The organism is Mycobacterium dioxanotrophicus (genome assembly GCF_002157835.1).
GTDB lineage: Bacteria > Actinomycetota > Actinomycetes > Mycobacteriales > Mycobacteriaceae > Mycobacterium > Mycobacterium dioxanotrophicus.
The window spans coordinates 2,389,522-2,407,925 of record NZ_CP020809.1 but is presented as its reverse complement, the minus strand read 5'-3'; the positions used below and the strand labels follow the sequence as shown (position 1 = coordinate 2,407,925).

The 18,404-nt window shown below is 66.1% G+C and carries 21 protein-coding genes and 1 tRNA gene; 3 read left to right on the top strand and 19 right to left on the bottom strand.

All coding sequences use genetic code 11. The annotated features are described in order from the left end of the window. Positions 1-77: 77 nt before the first annotated feature. From ettA to BTO20_RS11665, 6 genes are all read right to left on the bottom strand, one after another. Positions 78-1,751, bottom strand: a complete 1,674-nt coding sequence (gene ettA / locus BTO20_RS11690) for an energy-dependent translational throttle protein EttA (protein WP_087076005.1) — start codon at positions 1,749-1,751, stop codon at positions 78-80. A gap of 106 nt (positions 1,752-1,857) precedes the next feature. After that, positions 1,858-2,352 (bottom strand): single-stranded DNA-binding protein, encoded by a 495-nt coding sequence (locus tag BTO20_RS11685; RefSeq protein WP_198344349.1) that lies wholly within the window; start codon positions 2,350-2,352, stop codon positions 1,858-1,860. A 152-nt stretch (positions 2,353-2,504) separates the two neighbouring features. Continuing rightward, positions 2,505-4,526, bottom strand: coding sequence for a cytochrome c oxidase assembly protein (locus BTO20_RS11680; RefSeq protein WP_087076000.1), 2,022 nt, complete (start codon positions 4,524-4,526; stop codon positions 2,505-2,507). Between the two features lie 40 nt (positions 4,527-4,566). Then, the gene (locus BTO20_RS11675) at positions 4,567-6,966 is read right to left on the bottom strand and encodes a glycerol-3-phosphate 1-O-acyltransferase (protein WP_087075998.1); all 2,400 of its coding nucleotides are present in this window, start codon (positions 6,964-6,966) and stop codon (positions 4,567-4,569) included. After that, entirely contained in the window at positions 6,963-8,555 is a 1,593-nt protein-coding gene (locus BTO20_RS11670) for an HAD-IB family hydrolase/lysophospholipid acyltransferase family protein (protein WP_087075996.1), read from the bottom strand. Before BTO20_RS11670 ends, BTO20_RS11675 begins: the two co-directional genes overlap by 4 nt. Beyond that, entirely contained in the window at positions 8,552-10,036 is a 1,485-nt protein-coding gene (locus BTO20_RS11665; RefSeq protein WP_087075995.1) for a wax ester/triacylglycerol synthase family O-acyltransferase, read from the bottom strand. The genes BTO20_RS11670 and BTO20_RS11665 overlap by 4 nt, the downstream gene beginning before the upstream one ends. A gap of 135 nt (positions 10,037-10,171) precedes the next feature. On the opposite strand from BTO20_RS11665, the gene BTO20_RS11660 reads away from it, so the two are divergent. Then, a tRNA-Arg gene (locus BTO20_RS11660) sits at positions 10,172-10,244 on the top strand. Positions 10,245-10,292: 48 nt separating this feature from the next. On the opposite strand, the gene BTO20_RS11655 is transcribed toward BTO20_RS11660, so the two are convergent. After that, on the bottom strand, positions 10,293-11,459 hold the full coding sequence (locus BTO20_RS11655) for a site-specific integrase (RefSeq protein ID WP_087075994.1): 1,167 nt from the start codon (positions 11,457-11,459) through the stop codon (positions 10,293-10,295). A gap of 523 nt (positions 11,460-11,982) precedes the next feature. Between BTO20_RS11655 and BTO20_RS11650 the strand changes: the two genes are divergently transcribed. After that, positions 11,983-12,318, top strand: coding sequence for a hypothetical protein (locus BTO20_RS11650; RefSeq protein WP_198344348.1), 336 nt, complete (start codon positions 11,983-11,985; stop codon positions 12,316-12,318). 192 nt (positions 12,319-12,510) lie between these two features. On the opposite strand, the gene BTO20_RS11645 is transcribed toward BTO20_RS11650, so the two are convergent. From BTO20_RS11645 to BTO20_RS41105, 9 genes are all read right to left on the bottom strand, one after another. Continuing rightward, complete coding sequence (locus tag BTO20_RS11645) at positions 12,511-12,882, bottom strand: putative phage holin (RefSeq protein ID WP_087081971.1); 372 nt, start codon at positions 12,880-12,882, stop codon at positions 12,511-12,513. Further along, the gene (locus tag BTO20_RS11640) at positions 12,882-13,091 is read right to left on the bottom strand and encodes a DUF7620 family protein (protein WP_087075992.1); all 210 of its coding nucleotides are present in this window, start codon (positions 13,089-13,091) and stop codon (positions 12,882-12,884) included. Before BTO20_RS11640 ends, BTO20_RS11645 begins: the two co-directional genes overlap by 1 nt. Next, positions 13,091-13,384, bottom strand: a complete 294-nt coding sequence (locus BTO20_RS11635) for a hypothetical protein (protein ID WP_087075990.1) — start codon at positions 13,382-13,384, stop codon at positions 13,091-13,093. Before BTO20_RS11635 ends, BTO20_RS11640 begins: the two co-directional genes overlap by 1 nt. Beyond that, on the bottom strand, positions 13,381-13,542 hold the full coding sequence (locus BTO20_RS39270) for a hypothetical protein (RefSeq protein WP_157680199.1): 162 nt from the start codon (positions 13,540-13,542) through the stop codon (positions 13,381-13,383). The genes BTO20_RS11635 and BTO20_RS39270 overlap by 4 nt, the downstream gene beginning before the upstream one ends. A gap of 150 nt (positions 13,543-13,692) precedes the next feature. Next, positions 13,693-13,893, bottom strand: coding sequence for a hypothetical protein (locus BTO20_RS11630; protein WP_087075988.1), 201 nt, complete (start codon positions 13,891-13,893; stop codon positions 13,693-13,695). A gap of 123 nt (positions 13,894-14,016) precedes the next feature. Continuing rightward, entirely contained in the window at positions 14,017-14,997 is a 981-nt protein-coding gene (locus BTO20_RS11625; RefSeq protein ID WP_087075986.1) for an alpha/beta hydrolase family protein, read from the bottom strand. Continuing rightward, the gene (locus BTO20_RS11620) at positions 14,994-15,743 is read right to left on the bottom strand and encodes a peptidoglycan recognition protein family protein (protein WP_087081969.1); all 750 of its coding nucleotides are present in this window, start codon (positions 15,741-15,743) and stop codon (positions 14,994-14,996) included. Before BTO20_RS11620 ends, BTO20_RS11625 begins: the two co-directional genes overlap by 4 nt. Positions 15,744-16,264: 521 nt before the next feature. Further along, positions 16,265-16,570, bottom strand: coding sequence for a hypothetical protein (locus BTO20_RS11615; protein WP_087075984.1), 306 nt, complete (start codon positions 16,568-16,570; stop codon positions 16,265-16,267). Between the two features lie 64 nt (positions 16,571-16,634). Beyond that, positions 16,635-16,763 carry a hypothetical protein gene (locus tag BTO20_RS41105; RefSeq protein WP_269770344.1) on the bottom strand — a complete coding sequence of 43 codons (129 nt, stop codon included), beginning with the start codon at positions 16,761-16,763 and terminating at the stop codon, positions 16,635-16,637. A 61-nt stretch (positions 16,764-16,824) separates the two neighbouring features. On the opposite strand from BTO20_RS41105, the gene BTO20_RS39265 reads away from it, so the two are divergent. Further along, positions 16,825-16,977: a hypothetical protein gene (locus BTO20_RS39265; protein WP_157680198.1), complete on the top strand. Its 153-nt coding sequence runs from the start codon at positions 16,825-16,827 to the stop codon at positions 16,975-16,977. Here BTO20_RS39265 and BTO20_RS11610 read toward each other — a convergent pair whose 3' ends face one another. The 3 genes from BTO20_RS11610 to BTO20_RS39260 are packed head-to-tail and all read right to left on the bottom strand — an operon-like array spanning position 16,978 to position 18,397. After that, positions 16,978-17,403 (bottom strand): hypothetical protein, encoded by a 426-nt coding sequence (locus BTO20_RS11610; protein ID WP_087075982.1) that lies wholly within the window; start codon positions 17,401-17,403, stop codon positions 16,978-16,980. An 11-nt stretch (positions 17,404-17,414) separates the two neighbouring features. Beyond that, positions 17,415-18,245 (bottom strand): hypothetical protein, encoded by an 831-nt coding sequence (locus tag BTO20_RS11605; protein ID WP_232491114.1) that lies wholly within the window; start codon positions 18,243-18,245, stop codon positions 17,415-17,417. Then, on the bottom strand, positions 18,245-18,397 hold the full coding sequence (locus BTO20_RS39260) for a hypothetical protein (RefSeq protein ID WP_157680197.1): 153 nt from the start codon (positions 18,395-18,397) through the stop codon (positions 18,245-18,247). The genes BTO20_RS11605 and BTO20_RS39260 overlap by 1 nt, the downstream gene beginning before the upstream one ends. Positions 18,398-18,404: the final 7 nt, after the last annotated feature.

The following is an 18,404-nucleotide window of genomic DNA, read 5'->3' as shown; positions in this document are numbered from 1 at the left end:
GCACTGGTGCGTAGGAGCGACACTAGTCGTACCCCGACTTGCTGCGCTCGATCCTCGCGAACTATCCCGTCTACTGGTCAGTCGCGGGTGAGGCGGCGATGCGTGACCCGGTGCGGGCGAGCCGCTTCGGCGCCGAGCCGGTCGATCTTGTTCTCCTCGTAGGCGCCGAAGTTGCCCTCGAACCAGAACCACTTGGCGTCGTTGTCGTCATCACCTTCCCACGCGAGGATGTGAGTGCAGGTGCGGTCGAGGAACCACCGGTCGTGCGAGATGACCACCGCACAGCCGGGGAAGTTCTCCAGCGCATTCTCCAGCGACGACAGGGTTTCCACGTCGAGGTCGTTGGTCGGCTCGTCGAGCAGGATCAGGTTGCCGCCCTCTTTGAGGGTCAGTGCCAGGTTCAGGCGGTTGCGTTCACCACCGGAGAGCACCCCTGCCGGCTTTTGCTGATCCGGGCCCTTGAAGCCGAACGCCGACACGTAGGCCCGCGACGGGATCTCGTTCTGGCCGACCTCGATGTAGTCGAGCTTGTCGGAGACGACCTCCCACACCGTCTTCTTCGGGTCGATGCCCGCACGGCTCTGGTCGACGTACGACAGCTTGACCGTGTCACCGACCCTGACCGTGCCACTGTCCGGTTGCTCCAGGCCGACGATGGTCTTGAACAGGGTGGTCTTGCCGACGCCGTTGGGCCCGATCACGCCGACAATGCCGTTGCGCGGCAGGGTGAACGACAGATCCTTGATCAGCTGGCGCCCGTCGAAGCCCTTGTCGAGGTGCTCCACCTCCACGACCACATTGCCCAGCCGCGGCGGAGTCGGGATCTGGATCTCCTCGAAGTCGAGCTTCCGCGACTTCTCCGCTTCGGCGACCATCTCCTCGTACCGGCCGAGGCGGGCCTTGTTCTTGGCCTGGCGCGCCTTGGCGCCCGAACGGACCCACGCCAGTTCGTCCTTGAGCCGCTTCTGCAGCTTCTGGTCCTTCTTGCCCTGGACCTCGAGCCGCTCGGCCTTCTTCTCCAGGTAGGTCGAGTAGTTGCCCTCGTACGGGTAGGCCCGGCCCCGGTCGAGCTCGAGGATCCATTCGGCGACGTTGTCCAGGAAGTACCGGTCGTGGGTGACGGCCAGGATGGCGCCCTTGTAAGCCGCCAGGTGCTGCTCCAACCACAGCACGCTCTCGGCGTCGAGGTGGTTGGTGGGCTCGTCGAGCAGCAGCAGGTCCGGCTTGGACAGCAGCAGCTTGCACAGGGCGACGCGACGGCGCTCACCACCGGAGAGGTGCGTCACGGGCTCGTCGGCAGGCGGGCAGCGCAGCGCGTCCATCGCCTGCTCGAGCTGGGAGTCGATGTCCCAGGCGTCGGCCGCGTCCAACTCCTCCTGCAGGTGGCCCATCTCTTCCATGAGCTCGTCGGTGTAGTCGGTGGCCATGAGCTCGGCCACCTCGTTGTACCGGTTGAGCTTGGCCTTGATCGCCACGCCGTCTTCGACGTTCTCGCGGACGGTCTTGGTTTCGTCGAGCTGCGGCTCCTGCATCAGAATGCCGACCGTGGCGCCGGGGGCCAACATCGCGTCACCGTTGTTCGCCTGGTCGAGCCCGGCCATGATCCGCAAGACGCTCGACTTGCCCGCCCCGTTGGGACCGACGACGCCGATCTTCGCGCCCGGAAGGAAATTCAGCGTGACGTCGTCGAGGATGACCTTGTCGCCGTGCGCCTTGCGGACCTTCCGCATCGTGTAGATGAATTCGGCCATGCCGTGATGTGCCTTTCTGAAGCTGTCCAGTCTTTCTGACGAGGCCCGCGCGGGGAGAGCACAAGTCCTGTCACTCGCGGCCCATCCTAGGCGTGACCGAGCGACGTCAAGCCGACAGTGGCAGCGCCTCCGCCTCCAGCGCCGCTACCTCCGACTCATCGATGTCGTCGTCACCGGTGTCGGGACGTTCGCCGTCCGGCGCCACCGGCTGGTCCGCGTCGGGCGCCGCACCGGCGCCGCCCGCCTTGGGCAGCAACTCGACCTTGGCGCTGCACCGGGACAGGTCAGGCCCGACGGCGGTGGCGCGGACCTCCACCGACGACCGTCGCACACCTTCTTTGTCCTCGTACTCATTGGTGTAGAGGTGCCCCACGACGACCACGGCGTCACCCTTGCCGAGCGAGGCGCTGACCCCACGGGCCAGGTTTCCCCAGCAGTTGACCGTCACGTACAACGAGTTTCCGGGCTCCCAAGTTCCGCCGGCGCTGCGGCGGCGCGAGTTGCTCGCCACCCGGAACTTGAACAGTTCCTGATCTCCGAACCGGAGCCGGACCGGATTGGTGACGATGTTGCCGACGATGGTGAACGGTGTCTCGAACATTGCTGATTCCCTTTCGCTGGTGATGTGGGCGCCGGGCCGCAAAGCCGCGATGCCTGACACCGCCATTGACCGCCGCGGCACCGACAAGGGACGGCCCACGGGGGCAGCCGGAAGGGAAGGCTGTGGATGAACTCCAGGTTGGGGATAACTCGTCAGTCCGCGGGCTTGTCGCGACGGGCCATCTCGGCGAGCATCGCGTTGTACGCGGCCAGCTCGGCGTTGTCGTCGCGGTCGGCGGCCCGGTCGAGGCGCTTGGCGGTGCGCTGATCGCTGCGCCGCCATTGGATCAGCAGCGCCAGCATCACGATGACAAGCGGGACTTCCCCTGCCGCCCAAGCGATTCCACCGCCAAGGTGCTGATCGCCGATCAGGTCGGTGTGCCAGGGCAGCTGCAGGGACCGGTAGAAGGTTGCGCCGAGCACCGTCTGCATGCCCATCATCACCACACCGAAGAACGCGTGCAGCGGCAGCGACGCGAACACCATCCCCATCTTGGCCAGATGCGGGATGGGCCGCGGGGTGGGGTCCACACCGATCACCACCCAGTAGAACAGGTAGCCCGACACCAGGAAGTGCACGTTCATCAGCAGGTGTGCGGCGTGATTACTCACCGCCGCGTCGAAGATGCCGCCGAAGTACAGGCCGTAGAACCCGGCCACGAACAAGACCGTCGCCACCACCGGTTGGGTGAGGACCTTCGACACCGGGGAATGCAGAGCCGTGAGCAACCACTCGCGTGGCCCCGGGGCGGCGCCGCGGCCCGCGGCAGGCAACGCGCGCAACGCCAGGGTGACCGGCGCCCCGAGCACAAGCAGGATCGGCACCAGCATCGAGAGCAGCATGTGCGCGATCATGTGCATGCTGAACATCGCCGGCATGTACCTGCCGAGCCCCGATGACGTGGTGAACAGCAACGTCGCGCAGCCGAGCAGCCACGCCGCGGTCCGGCCCACCGGCCAGGCGTCTCCTCGCTTGCGCAGCCGGCGCACCGCGAGCAGGTACACGACCGCGCCGATGATCGCTGCGGTGCCGAAGATCAGGTCGAAACGCCAGTCGAACAGCACGCGGGCGACTGTCGGCGGTCCGGAGAAGTCGTACCCGATGGCCACCTCGGTGGCGCTGGGAACCCTGGTCTCCGGTGGTGGCGGCGTGCGGCCCAGCCCGACGGCGATCCCGAACGTCGCCCCGAACAGTGCCGCCTCCCCCAGCGCCAGCCGGATCAGGGGGCGCCGGGCGTGCGGGTCGGCCTGCAGCGCGGCCACCCCGCTGCGGCGCTGCGCCCAGCCGAGTACCCCGAGCAGACCGAGGGCCACCATCTTGGCGACGACCAGCAGACCGTATGGCGTGCGCACCAGATCAGCCGGTTGAATGCGCACCAGCGCGTTGATCACACCGCTGAGCGCCATCGCGACGTAGCACCACAGCGCCATGGCCGAGAACCGACGCGCGGCCAGGGCGGTGTGTTCGCCGAGCTGACCGCGCAGCGCATGCACCAGCAGTGCCAGCAGCCCGCCCGCCCACAGCGCGGCGGCCATGAGATGGATGAACAGGCTGTTGGTGGCCAGGTCGTGCGCGCCACCGGCCGACGAGTGACCGGTCAGCGCCAGCGGCACCAAGGTGAGCATCGACCCGGCGAGCAATACCGGTGTCCAGCCCCAGCGCAGCACGGGCAGGCTGGCGATCGTCACCGCGGCGGCGAGGATCGCTGTCCACCGCCACGCCCCTGCGGTGTCGATCAGGCTGGCCACCGACCACACATCGGTCGGGCTGAGGTGGTCGAGCAGCGGTTGACCGGACACGTCCGACACGGTCAGCGGAACCAGCAATGCGGCGCACACCGTCCATACCGCCGACGCCGCCGACCCCAGCCGCAGGGCGCGGTAGCCGGACACGTCGAGTACGCCGTTGGCCTGCGGCGGCACCAGGAACGCCGCGAACAGGAACGCACCGACCGCGACCACCGCGGCGATCTCGCCGGCCGCCCGCACGAACGGCAGGCCGTAGGTGGTGATGGGGCCGGGGTTGGGCAGACCGGTCGCCGTCAGCGCGTCGGCCAGCGCGAGCGCCCCGATCCAGGCGGCGATGAGTCCGGCCAGCACCCCGACGCCGACGAGTACGGGCCACACAGCGCTGGTGCGCACGCCTGATACGGCCGGCGCGCCGGGAGAAGTCATGTTCCCAGCGTATGGCGTGGGCCGGCCCACTCTTCGTGGGCTAGGCCGAACCGGCGCGCTCCCGGTGGCGGCGCCGCTCCTCGGTGAAGAAGCGATCGCGGGCGATCTGTTCGACCTGGGTCATGTCGGCCAGGATGGCGCGGATCTCGTGCAGGAACGCCTTGCGGCGCTCGGTGAGGTCGGCTGCGGGCGTCAGCAGGTTCTGGTCGGCGGCGACCTGACGTGCCGTGGCGAACAGCAGGGCCGACACCGCCTCGTTGCTCTGGATCCGGCCTTGCGCGACCTGCTGTGCACCCAGGCCCAGCGCGCGCTTGGTGAGTTCTTTCTCGGAGATCTCGGCGGGTGCGTCCCGCAGTACGTCCGCGACGATCTCGTCGGCTTCGAAGAACGGCCGCAGCATGGCACCGGCGATCAAGGGTCGCTTGGCGCGCAGCAGTTGGAAGATCTCCTCACCGCCGGCCGACACATGCGCCTCCCAGCCCGAGTCGCCTTGTCCTCCTCGCGTGCGGGGCTCGCCTTCTCCTCCTCGCGTGCGGGTATGCCAGGACATCTCCTCGGCGATGTTTTCCCGGAACGCGGCCGAATCGGCGAAGTAGAAGTCGAACTTGAGCAGATCGCGCAGCCGCATGACCTGATCCCAGAACGCCTGCAGCGGATCGTGCGCGGCGTGCGCGGCGTGCACGAGGGCGAGTTCGACGATCGACGTCTCGAGGAACGCGTGGATGAGCGAGTTGCGGTAGAACGCCGCTTCCAATTCGTTCTCCGGGGCGATCCGCCACACCGGCTCGCGGCCACCGTCGACAAGCGTCACCGGGTGCCCGTTGGACAACGCGTCCACCGCCGAGCGCACCCCCTCCAGGGTCCGCAGCCGCAGTGCGCTGTTGGTCACCGGGGTGTTCTTGCGCTCCAGGTAGTCCAGCGAGTCCTGCAGGGTGTGGTGCAACTGCTCGAGGGTGAGCGCCACCCCCTTGGTGGTGAGCAGCAGCGCCGACACCAGCCCGGTCGCGTTGACGGGCGTGACCCGCAGGATGCGCCACGCCACCTCGAAGGCCATCTTCTGCATGGCCAGCCGCTTGGCGGCCTCGTCCTCCACCATCGGGCCGTGCGGCTCGCCGAGGTACTGGCGCATCGAAACCGCTTCGGGGAACCGCACGTAGATCTTGCCGTAGTTGCGTTCGCCCTGAGCCTTGACGAAGTCGTAGAGCCAGCTGAAGCTCTCCGGCCTTTTCTCGCCGCCGCGGGCATAGGCCGCGTACTCGGCGGTCTCGTGCAGCTGATCGAAGCTGATCGACACCGGCTGCAGCAGGATGTCGTCGCTGCGACCGTCCAGGTAGGCGTCGGCCACGTAGGCGAGCAGACCGAGCTTGGGCGGCAACATCTTTCCGGTGCGAGAACGCGTGCCCTCGATGGCCCAGCTGAGATTGAACCGCTTCTCGACGATGTAGCCGACGTACTGTCGGAGCACGTATTTGTACAGCGGGTCGTCGAGTTTGCGGCGCAGGAAGATCACCCCGGAGTGGCGCAACAGCGGACCCATCACCCCGAAGGACAGGTTGATCCCGGCGAAGGTATGCACCGGGGGTAACCGGTTCTCCTGCATGGCCAGTGGAACGATGCCGCCGTCCAGGTAGGACCGGTGGGAGAACAGCAGAACCGCCGGGTGGGTCTCCAGGTTGTGCCGCATCTTCTCGACCTGGTCGCGGTCGTAGTCGATACGCGGGTCGAATCCGCGGCTGAACAGCCGGCCCAGCGCGGGGATCAGATCGACCGAGAACCGGCTCCACCCGGTGGACAGCTCGTCGAGCATCTCGCCGGCCTTTTCCACGGTGGCGCCGGGGATCTTGTCCAGCCCCTCACGAAATCGCGCCGAGGCCAACATCTCCGGCTTGATCAGGCGCGGCGACTTGTACTCCGGTCCCAGCAGCCGCAGTTCCACGCGCTCGATCGCCAGCGCCGCCCGCCGTAACACGAAACGTGCGAATTCCCTTGGGCTTTCGGCTGTCGTCTGCTCACTCCACTGGCGGTGCAGCTCGGACACCTTGGCCGGCTCGCCGGCGACCACCCGCGCGCGGGACGGGTCCTTGCGCAGGATCCGACGCTGCAGGATCTCCGGTGGCCGGTAGGTGTCGCGGCCCGAGATCAGCCCGACCACCTTGAGCCGGGTGGGCAGACCGGCGGGCACCCAGAACACCCGCACCGGCACCACCAGCCGGTCCTCGTCGGCCTCCAACTCCTCGACCAGGCTGGCCAGCACGCCGGGCGCCGGTTCGTCGGTCGCGGGGAGCTGCAACACGTCGATCTTGGAATCGGGATGCTCGCGGCGGTGCGTCCTGAGCCAGTCGTTGAGCAGTTCGAGCTCCGCCGGTGATGACACCGACGCGAGCACCAGGGCATCGTCGGCGGTGCTGAAACTGGCGAAGTAATCCTCGGGCGCTGTCACGGCCGACCCTTCACAACCCGGCCGGTACCCGAATTGGTCCCTGCCGCACCGGTTTTGTTGGGAACGCTGCGGATCTTCGGTTTGCGGGTGCGGGGCCGCTCGTAGATCGGAAAGGACGGCAGCTCGTCATCGGGCCACGACTTGAGCGTGTCGAGGAAGATCTGCCGTACCTCGGCGATGCGTTCCGGCAGTTCGTCGAGCGTCCAATCGTCCACTGGGATAGGTGGGTATACCGCGACATCGACCGTCCCGGGGTTGAACGTGCTGGAATCGCGGGCCGCGATCACCTCGGCGTTGCGGATGACGATCGGGACGACCGGGATGCCTGCGGCCATGGCGATCCGGAACGGCCCCTTCTTGAAGGGCCCCACCTCGGTGGTGTCCAGCCGGGTGCCCTCCGGCGCGATGAGGACTGAAAGTCCTTTGCGGGCAAGCTCTTCGATCTTGTGCAGGCTCTCGACCGCCTTCTCGGGGTCATCCCGGTCGATGAACGCGGTGTCCATCACCTTGCCGAGCGTGCCGACCAGCGGGTCGTTGGCGAGCTCCTTCTTGCCGACCCCGGTGAAGTTGTCGCTGACCAAAGTTCCGGCGATCACCGGGTCGGCCTGGTTGCGGTGGTTGAAGATGAAGACCGCAGGCCGCTTGGCGGTGAGGTTCTCCTTGCCGAGCACGTTGAGGTTGACGCCGGTGACGCCCAGCAGAACCCGGCCCATCAGCGACGTGAAGAGATTGACGCCGCTGCGCTTACTGCGGTTGAGCAGGCCCCAGCTCACGGCACCTGCGGCCAGCGGCATCATCGAGGCGAAGCCTGCGGCGGTGCGCAACTGCGACACCGGGCTGCTGCCGCTGCGGCTGCTGAACCGCAGGATCGGCCAGCCGCGTTTCGCGGCGACGGCAGCCAGTTTGCCCGCCGGGTTGGTCGGCCGCGGATTGCCCACCAGGTACATCAGGGCGACGTCCTCGTCACCGTCGGCGTAGAAGTAACTCTTCGCCAGGTCGACGTCGTTCTCCGCCGAAAACTTCTGCACTGCATGGGCTTTGCCGGGACCCCAGATGACCGGTGTCTGCACTTCGCCGGTGATGAGGCCGTCGTCGTCGGTTTGGAACTTGTTGCACAGCACGTTGTCGATGCCGAGGAATCGTGCGACGGGCTCGACCTGGACCGTCAACGCCGACGAGCTGAGCACCACGGTATGGCCGCGATCCATGTGGGCCCGCACCATGGCCCGCATCTCGGGGTAGATCCGGTCGCGCACATGCTGGACGAACAACCGCTCCCCCAGCTCGTCGAGATCGCTCATCGAATTGCCGCGCAACATGCGGGCGCCCTTGCCGATCAGATCCTCGAATTCGGACCGTCCGAGCTGATGGTTCAGGCCCGCCTGGACCATCCCGATGAACTCACCCACACTCATCTGCCCGCGCCGCAGCCGGTCCTGGGTCATCAGCACTCCGGTGAACCCTGCCACCAGCGTGCCGTCGAGATCGAAGAACGCACCGATCTCGGGACCTGCTGGGCTCGCCTCGATTTCGGCCAACGAGCCCGGCAGCCGCTGCTTCAACTTTTCTGACCGCCCTGGTGACGTCACTGTGCTGTGCTCCCATTCGACGCGGTTTCGGCCGGAGCAGGCGCCTCGGCGGTGAACGTGGCCGGGGCGGCGCGACCGTCGCCGCCGAGCGCGAGCACCTCGTCGAAGCCGTCGAGCAGGCATTGCGCGAACAGTGACTCGTTGGTGATGGACGCGCGGTCGTAACGCGTCGTGACAGTCACGTAGCCGCCCCGCGAAATCAGCACGGCCATGATCGCGACGCCGGGCAGCGGGCCGATGCCGTAGTGGCGCAGGATCTTCGCGCCCGCGATGAACGTGTCACCCGGATACATCGCCACATTGCTGGCCTGCACGTCGGAGTGCACCACGTTGCCCGCCACCGATTCCAGGAAGTTGTCCGGCAGGAAGCTGAGCACCGGGGCGATCGCGCCGACCATGTCGATGGCACGTTCTTCGCGCTTGCTCGTCATCTGGGTGCGAACCGCTTTCATGCGGTGCTCCGGATCGACGATGCCGACGGGCGCGGCGATGTTCACCCCTGCAAAGCGGTTGCCGCCTGCCGGATCATCCTCCGAGCGCAGGTTCACCGGCACCGCCATCGGCAGGTTCTGGATCGGTATCCCCATCGCGTCGTGATAGAGCCGGAGCGCACCGCACAGTCCAGCCAGGTACGCGTCGTTGATCGAGCCGCCGACGGCTTTGGACGCCCGGTGCAGGTCACTGAATTTGATGTCGATCGCCTCGGTCCGCGACGAAAGGCTGCGCCGACGCAACAGCGGTGACGGGTCGGCCGCCGGGCCCATTACCCGCGCACCCGACATGGCGTAATCGACCACACCGCTGACCGCAGAGACCGGGTCGCGCACCACCCGCGTCGCGGCGCGTACGCCCGCGCCCAACGCCCCGAGCACGCCGCCGGCGATGGCGGCCGGAAGCCGGTTGAGGCCTTGGCGCATCAGGTCATTGGGCGACAGATCCTGCGGGATGGGCAGCGGCGGAGCCGGACTGGGCTCAGGGTCGCGTTCCAGGTCGTAGATGCTGGCGAACATCTCGATGCTGCCGACGCCATCGGTCACCGCGTGGCTCAGATGCAGGATGGTCGCGGCGCGGCCACCTTCGAGGCCTTCCACGAGCGTCGCACTCCACAACGGCCGGGAGATGTCCAGCGGCGACTGCATCGCCACCTCGGCGACGTCGAACAGATCACGCAGCGTGCCCGGAGCAGGCACCCGCAGCCGGCGCACGTGGTAGTCGAGGTTGAAATCGGGGTCCACCACCCAGCGCGGTGCTGCCGTCGGAAGCGACGGCATGACCACCTTCTGACGCAAGCGCAGCACCTTGCGCGACGCGTTCTCGAAGCGTGTGCGGAACCGCGCCCAGTCAGGGGTGGTGTCGAGGATCTCGACGCCCATGATCCCGGAGCGGGTACGCGGATTGGCCTCGCCGCGGTGCAGGAGCTGGTCGACGGCACTCAGTTCCTCGGGCAATCCGGCCGCGTCCAATTCCGGCACGTCACTCATAACGCGATCCCTCTTCCTCCCCGGCTGCCAAGTGCAGCGTCCACGCTAGTCCGCCGCCGATGACCGCGGGACAGCTTTGCCGGGTGTCACGATTGGCGGTCCACCCGGGCAGGGAAGATACACTTCAGCCGCGTTGCCTCCGTAGCTCAGCGGATAGAGCAGCCGCCTTCTAAGCGGTTGGTCGCAGGTTCGATCCCTGCCGGGGGCGCAGGTCAGAAGTGTTATTTAGTTGTTCTTCCGAACGGCAATCCATCGCTTATTCATCGCTAACGTCACCAACCGTCTTGTCCAGTATGTTCGCCACGATGGTGTGCGTACGGCCGCGCGCCATGTAGCGGTCCTGCGTCATCGAGATCTTGGAGTGCCCCAGGTGATCGGCCGCGATGCGCGCAGACAACCCCTCGTCATCGATCAGGGTTGCTACAGACTTGCGGAAACTGTGGCTCGTCACGTCAGGCGCCTTGAGTTCCTCGCGCACCCGGCGCCACTGCTTGCGGAAGTTGTCGGGGTCGCGCCACGTCCCTGCCGTCGACGGGAAGATCATCTTCTGCTGCCCGTAGAACGGCGTCTTGCGGCGCGCATCCAGCACGGCCACAGCAAACAACGGGACTGGCAGCGTTCGCGTGCCGGCATCCGACTTCGTCTCATCGATCCGAAGTAGGCCCTTGCCGCGAGCCCTGACGATCTTGCCCGTGATCGCGAGAGTGGAATCGGCGCGATTGAAGTCCGTCCACCACCAACCCAACACTTCCGAGATGCGGCCACCGGTGCCGATGAATAGCGTCATCGGGTCAATGAGGTCGGACTCCTGGCAGTACTCTGACGCGCGGATCCGGGCGAGTAGTTCGCGCAGTTCGTCGCCGGTCAGGCTCGGCGCACCCTTGGGCTTCTTCCGCTGCAGGGGGTCGACATCGCGTGCCGGGTTTGTGGTGAGCACTTCGGCGCGGACGGCGAGCTGCAGGCCGCCCTTCATGATCGTCTTGGCTTGAGCCGCAAGGGTGTCCCCGTGAGCATTGCGCATCGAGCGCATGGCGGCATCGATACGACCTGGTGTGCATTCCCGGACGCGGACTCCGGCTATCTGCTTGCGCAGTTGCAGTGCGCAGTATTTGTAGGTGTCGATGGTGCGCATTGCCCGGCCGTCTTCCTCTAGCCGTTCGATGTGCTGGTCCACCAGATCAATGAGTTTCGTCTCGGGCGTGATCTCCCCGGCGCCGGGAGCCTTGCGGGTGGCAAGCGACGCTACGAGTTCGTCTTCCGCGAGCTTGCCGTGTTGGTCGCGCCGCGGACTCTTGCGTTCAACGATGCGGGTAACCCCGTCGGTGTCGCGGTATCGGCACCGGGCGATCCACACACCGGGTTCCACCTCGATGCGTTTCACCTTGCCGTGCTGCCCGATACGCAGCGGTGGCCTGCCCGCCATGCATAAATGGTAGTTGACCTGCACGCTGGAACCGTCCGACTGTCTGCTGCGTCTAACCACACATGCGGACTATCGAGGTGATCGACACAGAGTTACGCCTGTTGGCGGTGTATCGGCGGGCGTGTGTTGAGGATGGGCGGCCAGTGACATCGACTGCGGTGGTCGACCAGCTGCTCGATGAACGGCTCGCGACACCTGGCCAAAGTGGTCCATGATTGCGGACCACTTTTCGCGCAGCCCGTCGAGCTCGGTGCACACCGAAAACCAGTTCGATACCCAGTCGAGACCGCTATCGGCTACCGTCAGCGGTAGTGGGAAAGCATGACAAAGACGTCAGGGACCTTGTCGATCAGATCCTGGCCCAGGGTTGGATCGAGGTCACCCGAAACGGGTACCGGAAATTCCTGTGCCCATGCGGTGAGCACCGCAAGACGGTGCACAAGTCGCCCAGTGACCCCAACTACTTCAGGAACACACTGGCGTGGTTTCGACGTCAATCATGTTGGAAGGAAGGTGAGACACGATGACCAGCTACTACGTCGAGCTGATCTTCGACATGGGCGCTCCCTTCGATGAAGAGATGGACAACCATCTCGATCAGATCGCCGAAGCGCTCACACAGATCCCCGATGTTGATGGCGATGTCGGCTCGCACGCCAACGCCGGCCGAGTCGAGATCTGCATCACGGTCGATGCCGTCGACCGCCCCGATGCGATCGCGAAAGCCTTCGTGGCCGCGCGTACAGCTGTCCACGCGGCGGGTGGTGGTACGCACGGTTGGGAGAACTGGCTGCCGAAACTGCTGGAGGCTGACGACTTCACCACGAGCGTTTCGCGTAGCTCAGTCGCCGCCTGCTGACACCTCGACATACAAAAAGTGCCGCCCCCGAATCTTCGGGGGCGGCTCTATGCCCTTGGAGTGGCGCGGCTGAGCGTACAGCGGGGCTACGACAGGCCCGCTACATCATGAGCACAGCGGTCATCAGCACGGCACACATGCCGATGACGACCGCGATGTAGACGGTCCGGTGCAGCTCTAATTGTGGGTCGGTCATCGCCGCTGCCTATCCCGACGCTGCTCACGCCACAACGTCACCAGCATCGGCACATACACCACAGCGCCCAAGCTGTAGATGATGAACCGGATGATCTGCCGGCCCGGATAGTCGTCCTGCCACCACACCGACAACACCGCCTGCGTCAACACCAAAGCCAGGATCGCTGACTTCGCCAAGTACACCTTCCCGATGCGGTTGGTCCACCACTTCGACCAACCCGCATAGCGGACCGCGAACACCGCCGACAGGACAGCGATGTAGATCAGGGAAACGTTGGCGGCGATCTCATAGTCGATGTCACACCAAATGTCGGAGACGATGGTTCCAGTGATGCCGAAGAGTCCAAGGAAGTACAACCAGCGCATCAGCGCGCCCCCCACGCGTTTTGCAGCAACTCAGTCCATCCGTTCTTGTCGATTTCGAAACGCAGCCGCGCGGTGACGGTGCGGGATTGCGCCGCCAGCTTCTTCGCCGCTTCCCGCTGCACCTCCGCAGCGTTCGCTTGGGCTGCGGCGATCTCCCGGTCACTGCGCGCTTTCCGCCGTTCGGCGCGGTGCCGCTGCCAGGGCCACATCACGCCCGCCCCTCCGCCAACTCCCGGAACGCCGTGAGCAGTTTCGTGGTGGTGTCATCCGTGGCGTTCTTCTCGATCAACGCCCGAGTCAACACATTGTTCGTTTCAGTGGATGCGGCGAGTGCTTTGCGGAGTTCAGCGTTCTCAGAGTCCCGGTCAGCGACGGTGGCGCGGTAGTAGCGGCCGATGACCAGCCACTCCCGCATCAGGGCCATGACGAAGAACCCGGCGGTGATCACGGCGAGGCCGACGACGCCGATGTTGTCCCACAACTCGGGGTTGAACCAGTTCACAGGTCACCGGGTCCTTTCTCACCGCACAGTCGCCGCCACACCCGGCGCAGCAGGATGAACGGCATCAGCGGTAGCAGTGCGGTGCGGTGCCGCCAGGTGCGAACGTGGTGGGGCCAGTAGGTGATTTGTCCGCGGCACAGCCAGCAGACGTCACCCACCGGGGATCCTGCATGGTGTGCCGGCGCGCCGCTCCTCGCATTGGGCGCCGAGCGCCCGGCAGCTGGCGCGTGAGCAGTCCCGCTGCACCGTGGTATTCGCCGGGGAGTTCGCTGCCGAATGGGTGGGTGGCCCCGACTGGATGGGCGCGCTCATGCCGCTGGCTCATCCTTGGGTGCGTTGCTCTTCCGGTACACCAGCCACGTTCCGCCGATGGTGGTGATGGCGAACGTGATCCAGTCCTTACCGGTCTCGGGCAGTGGTTCGCCGTTGGTGACCAAGCGTGTGGCGACATTGGTCGCCAGCAGGGCGACGAACGCGAGGATGGACTTCCAGTAGTGCTGCCAGTTCATGACGGTCCCTTTCAGGCGAGGTAGAAGATGCGAGCGACGAACAGGGTGAAGCGATGCCGCCACGTGCGGGCATGGGCCGGCCAGTCGGTGTAGGTGTCTTTGCAGAGGTCGCAGGTGCTCACGTCAGCTCCGGAGGAAGTCGATCGCGGGCCCGATGTTGTAGCCGTGGGCGGTGGAAGTGAAGAACCCGCCAGCGTCGACGATCGCTTTGAACATGGCGATGGTCTCCGGGATGGGACGCTGCACCAGTTCGAAGATCTGCGCGAGGATGGAGTCAGAACCGCCAAGGACGTTGTTCCACATGATGATTTTGGCGATGGCGCGTTCGTCTTCACCCATGTCATCGAACGGGCAGGATGCGTACATGTCTTGTTCGTGCGCGTAGTCCCGCACCTGGAATGGCGCGGTGTCGAGCCCTTCGAGACGGTCCTCGAGGATGCCCCCGGTGTCGGGGGGTGCGATGGGGTGGATCCATTCGTCGAACGCTTGGATGCCGGGTTGCCGCATGGGGTTTCCCCAGAACACCACCTTGGTCAGGTCCCCGAGTCGGTGATGCAGAGAGCCCTTGGGGTCCATGATGTGATGCTTGAGCACCTGCCCCACCACGACAGCGCCTTGCGAGTATCCGGCGAGTGCGAACTTGCCTGCCTTGCCGTTGATCTGGGCGATCAACTCGGCGACGCCTTGCAGGATGGATGGCCACATGGGGAATGCTGTGGCGGGGTAGTTTCCGATGGGCTGCCACTGGTACAGATCCAGGACCGCGCGCGCGGTGTCAGCGGGGAGGCCGGACCCGAGCGGGTCGGGTTGCCCGGTGCCGTGGACGGTGAACAGCCACGGCTTCACCGGTGGGGCAGGTTTGATGAACCCGCACTTGACCTTGAGTTCGTAGTTGAGAACACCGGATGCCGGAAATTGGTATCGACGCTGCAGTTCCATCACGACATCAGTGAGGGTGACGTCGAATGTTTCTGAGGCTCCGATGGATACGGGCCAGTCGCGCACCCATTGGAACTTCTTCAGCAGGAACGCTTTGAAGGCTGCGACTTCGGGTGAAGTGTCCCCTAATCCGAGTCCGATCCACTTGCCGTCGGGGCCGTTCATTTTCCGGCCTTCCAGTCGGCGTAATCGGTGACGCCGCAGACCTTGTCGCGAATCTCCCCGATGGCGTTGACGAGGGTTTGGCCGCCGAGCTGCGGCCACTCGATACGCAGCTGGTCCCACACCTCTTTGGCGTAGTCGGGCGGCAGGGCCGGTCCGGGCTGGGTGGACTTGTCGAACTCGCCGCGCATGTCCTTGGCTACTTCGCCGCGGAACCATGGCATGTCGAGGTTCCCGGGGTCCCACTTGCCTTGTGCCGCTCCGGCGTATTCCTTGTGGCCGATGACCCGAGTAGCGGGGACGCCGAGCTTCAACGCGAGAGCTGCGCAGGTGTCGCGCATCGCGATGATCTGCGCGTCGGGCCAGCGTTGAGCCTTGTCGAACGTGCCGTCTGGGCGGATGTCGGGCCAGGCGCATTCGATGCCGATCATGTGCCAGTTGGCGTTGTCGGTGGGTAGCCACGGGTATGAGCCCGCGCCGGCGTGCCAGCAGACGCCGACGGCGACGATGGTGACGGTGCCGTCGGGTGCGATGTGCAGGTTGGACAGCGGGCCCTCAAGGTCAGGGCGGCCGTCGGCGATGGATTGCGCTGTCTCGCGGCTGTTACCGGTGTGGTGCACCATGACACCACGGATGTCTTTGAAGTCACCGTGGCCGCGGTCCTGCCAGCCGGGCAGCGTCTTGAGCCGGTCGCCGAGTGCGGGGCGTAGGACGTCTTCGAGCCAGACGGGGTCGCCTGTCCATCCCATGGGTTCCTCCGGTGTGGTTGGGGTTGATGGCTGATCGGCCAGCGCGCGGTGCAGGACAGTCCAGGCTTCGTCCCACTTGCCCGCGTAGCGGTCGGGGAAGGCTGATCCCTGGACTCGTTGAACGAATTGGCCTGCGAGAGCGGGATTGTTGGCAGCGCGGCCGTAGTCGTCGGCGAGGCGTTCGAGGAACGTGTTCGCTGCTCGTGGCAGGGTCATCATGTCTTCGGGTGTGCCCCACCACGGTTCGCCGTTCGGGCCGGGCTGCTGCTGCAGATAGCCCGATGAGCGGTTGTCGTCGGACTTCGAGTCGAACGGGTAGTTCTTGGTGGCGGGTACGCGGTCGTTGGCTGGGCACCACCACTGCCGTTCCTCACCGGTGCCGGTGCCGACCTCGGTGGAGATGCCCATGAGGCACAGCACGGTTGCGAGTTCGTCGAGGCCGCGGGCCAGTGATACGGCGTGGACTTCGCGCGCAACCTGCTCACGAGTTCGCAGCGGCCGCGCGGCGAACCAGGTGAAGCTCACTTGTTGCCGCCGAGTAGTCCGCCGAGCCCGCCGATAACCCTGCCCAGGTTGAACTGTCCGGCGAGCAGCGACGCCAACGACGGCGCGAGCTTCGCGACGAGTGGGTCAATGATCTTGTCGTCCCACTGCCCCGGGATGAGATTGGTGACCTGGTCGACGGCAGCGGGGATCGTCTCGGCGACGCGATCGGCAATGAAGTTGCCAGCGGCCTTCACGTCGTCGGCGTTGGCGGGGTCTTTGATCCAGGCGATGGCGGCGTTGAGGAGTGCTTGGGCGAGGAGTGCGGCGAGTTTTTGCAGCATGACGGGACCTTTTGACGAAGAAACCCCGCAGCCGGATGGCTACGGGGTGAGCGATGTGGATGCTTCAGGAGAAGTCGGAGCCGAAGTCTCTGTCCACGAGCGGACACCCCCACAAGAACATCCACGTGAGCAGCGAGGAGAGGGCGATGCCGCCGACAGCTCCGGCGGCGATGGTGGTGAGTGCGCGGGTCATGGGTGCGCCCGGTTGTGCGGTTTGGGCATGGCGACCTCCGTGGGTGGGTAGGGTGCTGCGGGTGAGGTTGTGGGCGGCATTCACCGGCTGGCTGTACCGGGCACGGCATCGCGGTACGTGCCTGGTGTGCGGCCAGGTATTGCGCGACGATGTGACCGATGAGCTGTGCTCGCCGGCGTGCGAAGAGACGTGGTTGCGCGCGGGTGCGTGGTGATCAGGCGAGTGTGAGGACGGGTGTGGTGGTGCTGTTGAGCGTCAGCGTGTTGCCCGCGGTAACGACGACATCGGCCGGGGTGTTGTCGAGCAGCACATAGCCGACGACATCTCCGCCGACCTCGTAGAGCACAGCCCAGCGGGCCGTGATGCCCGACCCCGCGGCCGTCCAGACGGCGTTGGCTGCGAGCTTCGCGGTGACGCTCGTGGTCCCGGCCAGGTTCGCGGTGACGGCGATGCCGCCCGTGGTGTACCCGCTGCCGTTCGCCACCTCGCCCGTGACCCCGGCCCATGTGGTCGATGCCGCGCCGATGTTCGATGCGGAGGTGACCAGCGCGAGTTTGAAGCTGTCGGTGGCGAGATTGAATTGCCCGTTGAGCAGCTTGATTCGGGTCGTGTTGGTGAATTGCCATGTGCCAGCGGTCATGTGATCGCCTTTCAGCCTCGGATGATTTCGATGGTGTGGCCCGAGTAGCCGGTCGTGCCGCCGGTTCGGGTGACGGTCACAGCGCCGTCGGTCGTGGTGGCGTCCTTGGTGAGGACGCAGATCGGGCCGCCGCTGGTGATCTCTGTGCGCTTGGTGTAGCCCGCGGGTGCGGCTCCCCAGGTGACCGTCGCGCCGCCGGTGCGAGCACCCATGAAGTGCAGCAGGATCGACGACCCATCCGTCTTGGAGAGCGTGACGGCGGGGGCTGTGGCGTCGAGTGTGGACGCGCCGCCACCGGCCTGCCCGCCGATGGGCGATGCGGCCTGCCCGCGGATCACGACGGCGGTCACACTGTCAGCTCCGGACCATGTGCCAGTGGTGTGGTTGTTGGCGGTCGCGACGGCGGTTGCCACGACGCCGACGCACGCTGCGCCGGCGTTGCCCTGGTTGACAAACGACCAGGTGGGCACGGTGCCGCCCGCTGCGGGTGCTGGCGGAACGGTGGTGCTGTTGCGGGCGAACGCGAAGATGACGATCAGGTCACCAGCGGCGTGCGTGGGGATCGTTCCCGACGTGCCGTTGGTCGCCGCGATGCCCGTGATGCCGAACACCGTGACCGTCGGTTGGCCGCCGGCGAGGGTGAGCGTGGCGCTCGACGGGGCGACGACCTTGTGATCGCTGAGTGTGACTGACGGCTGGCCGCCCGTGAGTGCGAGCACCGCGGGCGTGGGGTTGGCCCAGTAGTGCGCCGTGGTGTCGACCTCGGGCGTGCCGCCCGTGAGGGTCAGTAGCGCGCCGTCGGGGACGACCTCGATGACCTGTTCGGCCCACCATCCCGGCATCAGCTACCCCCCTCGGCCTCGGGGTGGTGCGCCAGGTAGGCGTTCGCGGCGTCAATCCACAGTTCGACGGGCTCGCACTCGTAGCAGCGCGGGGTGTTGCTGCCCGACGGGATGACACGGGCACGACCGCACTGCGGGCACGGATAGTCCATGAGTCCT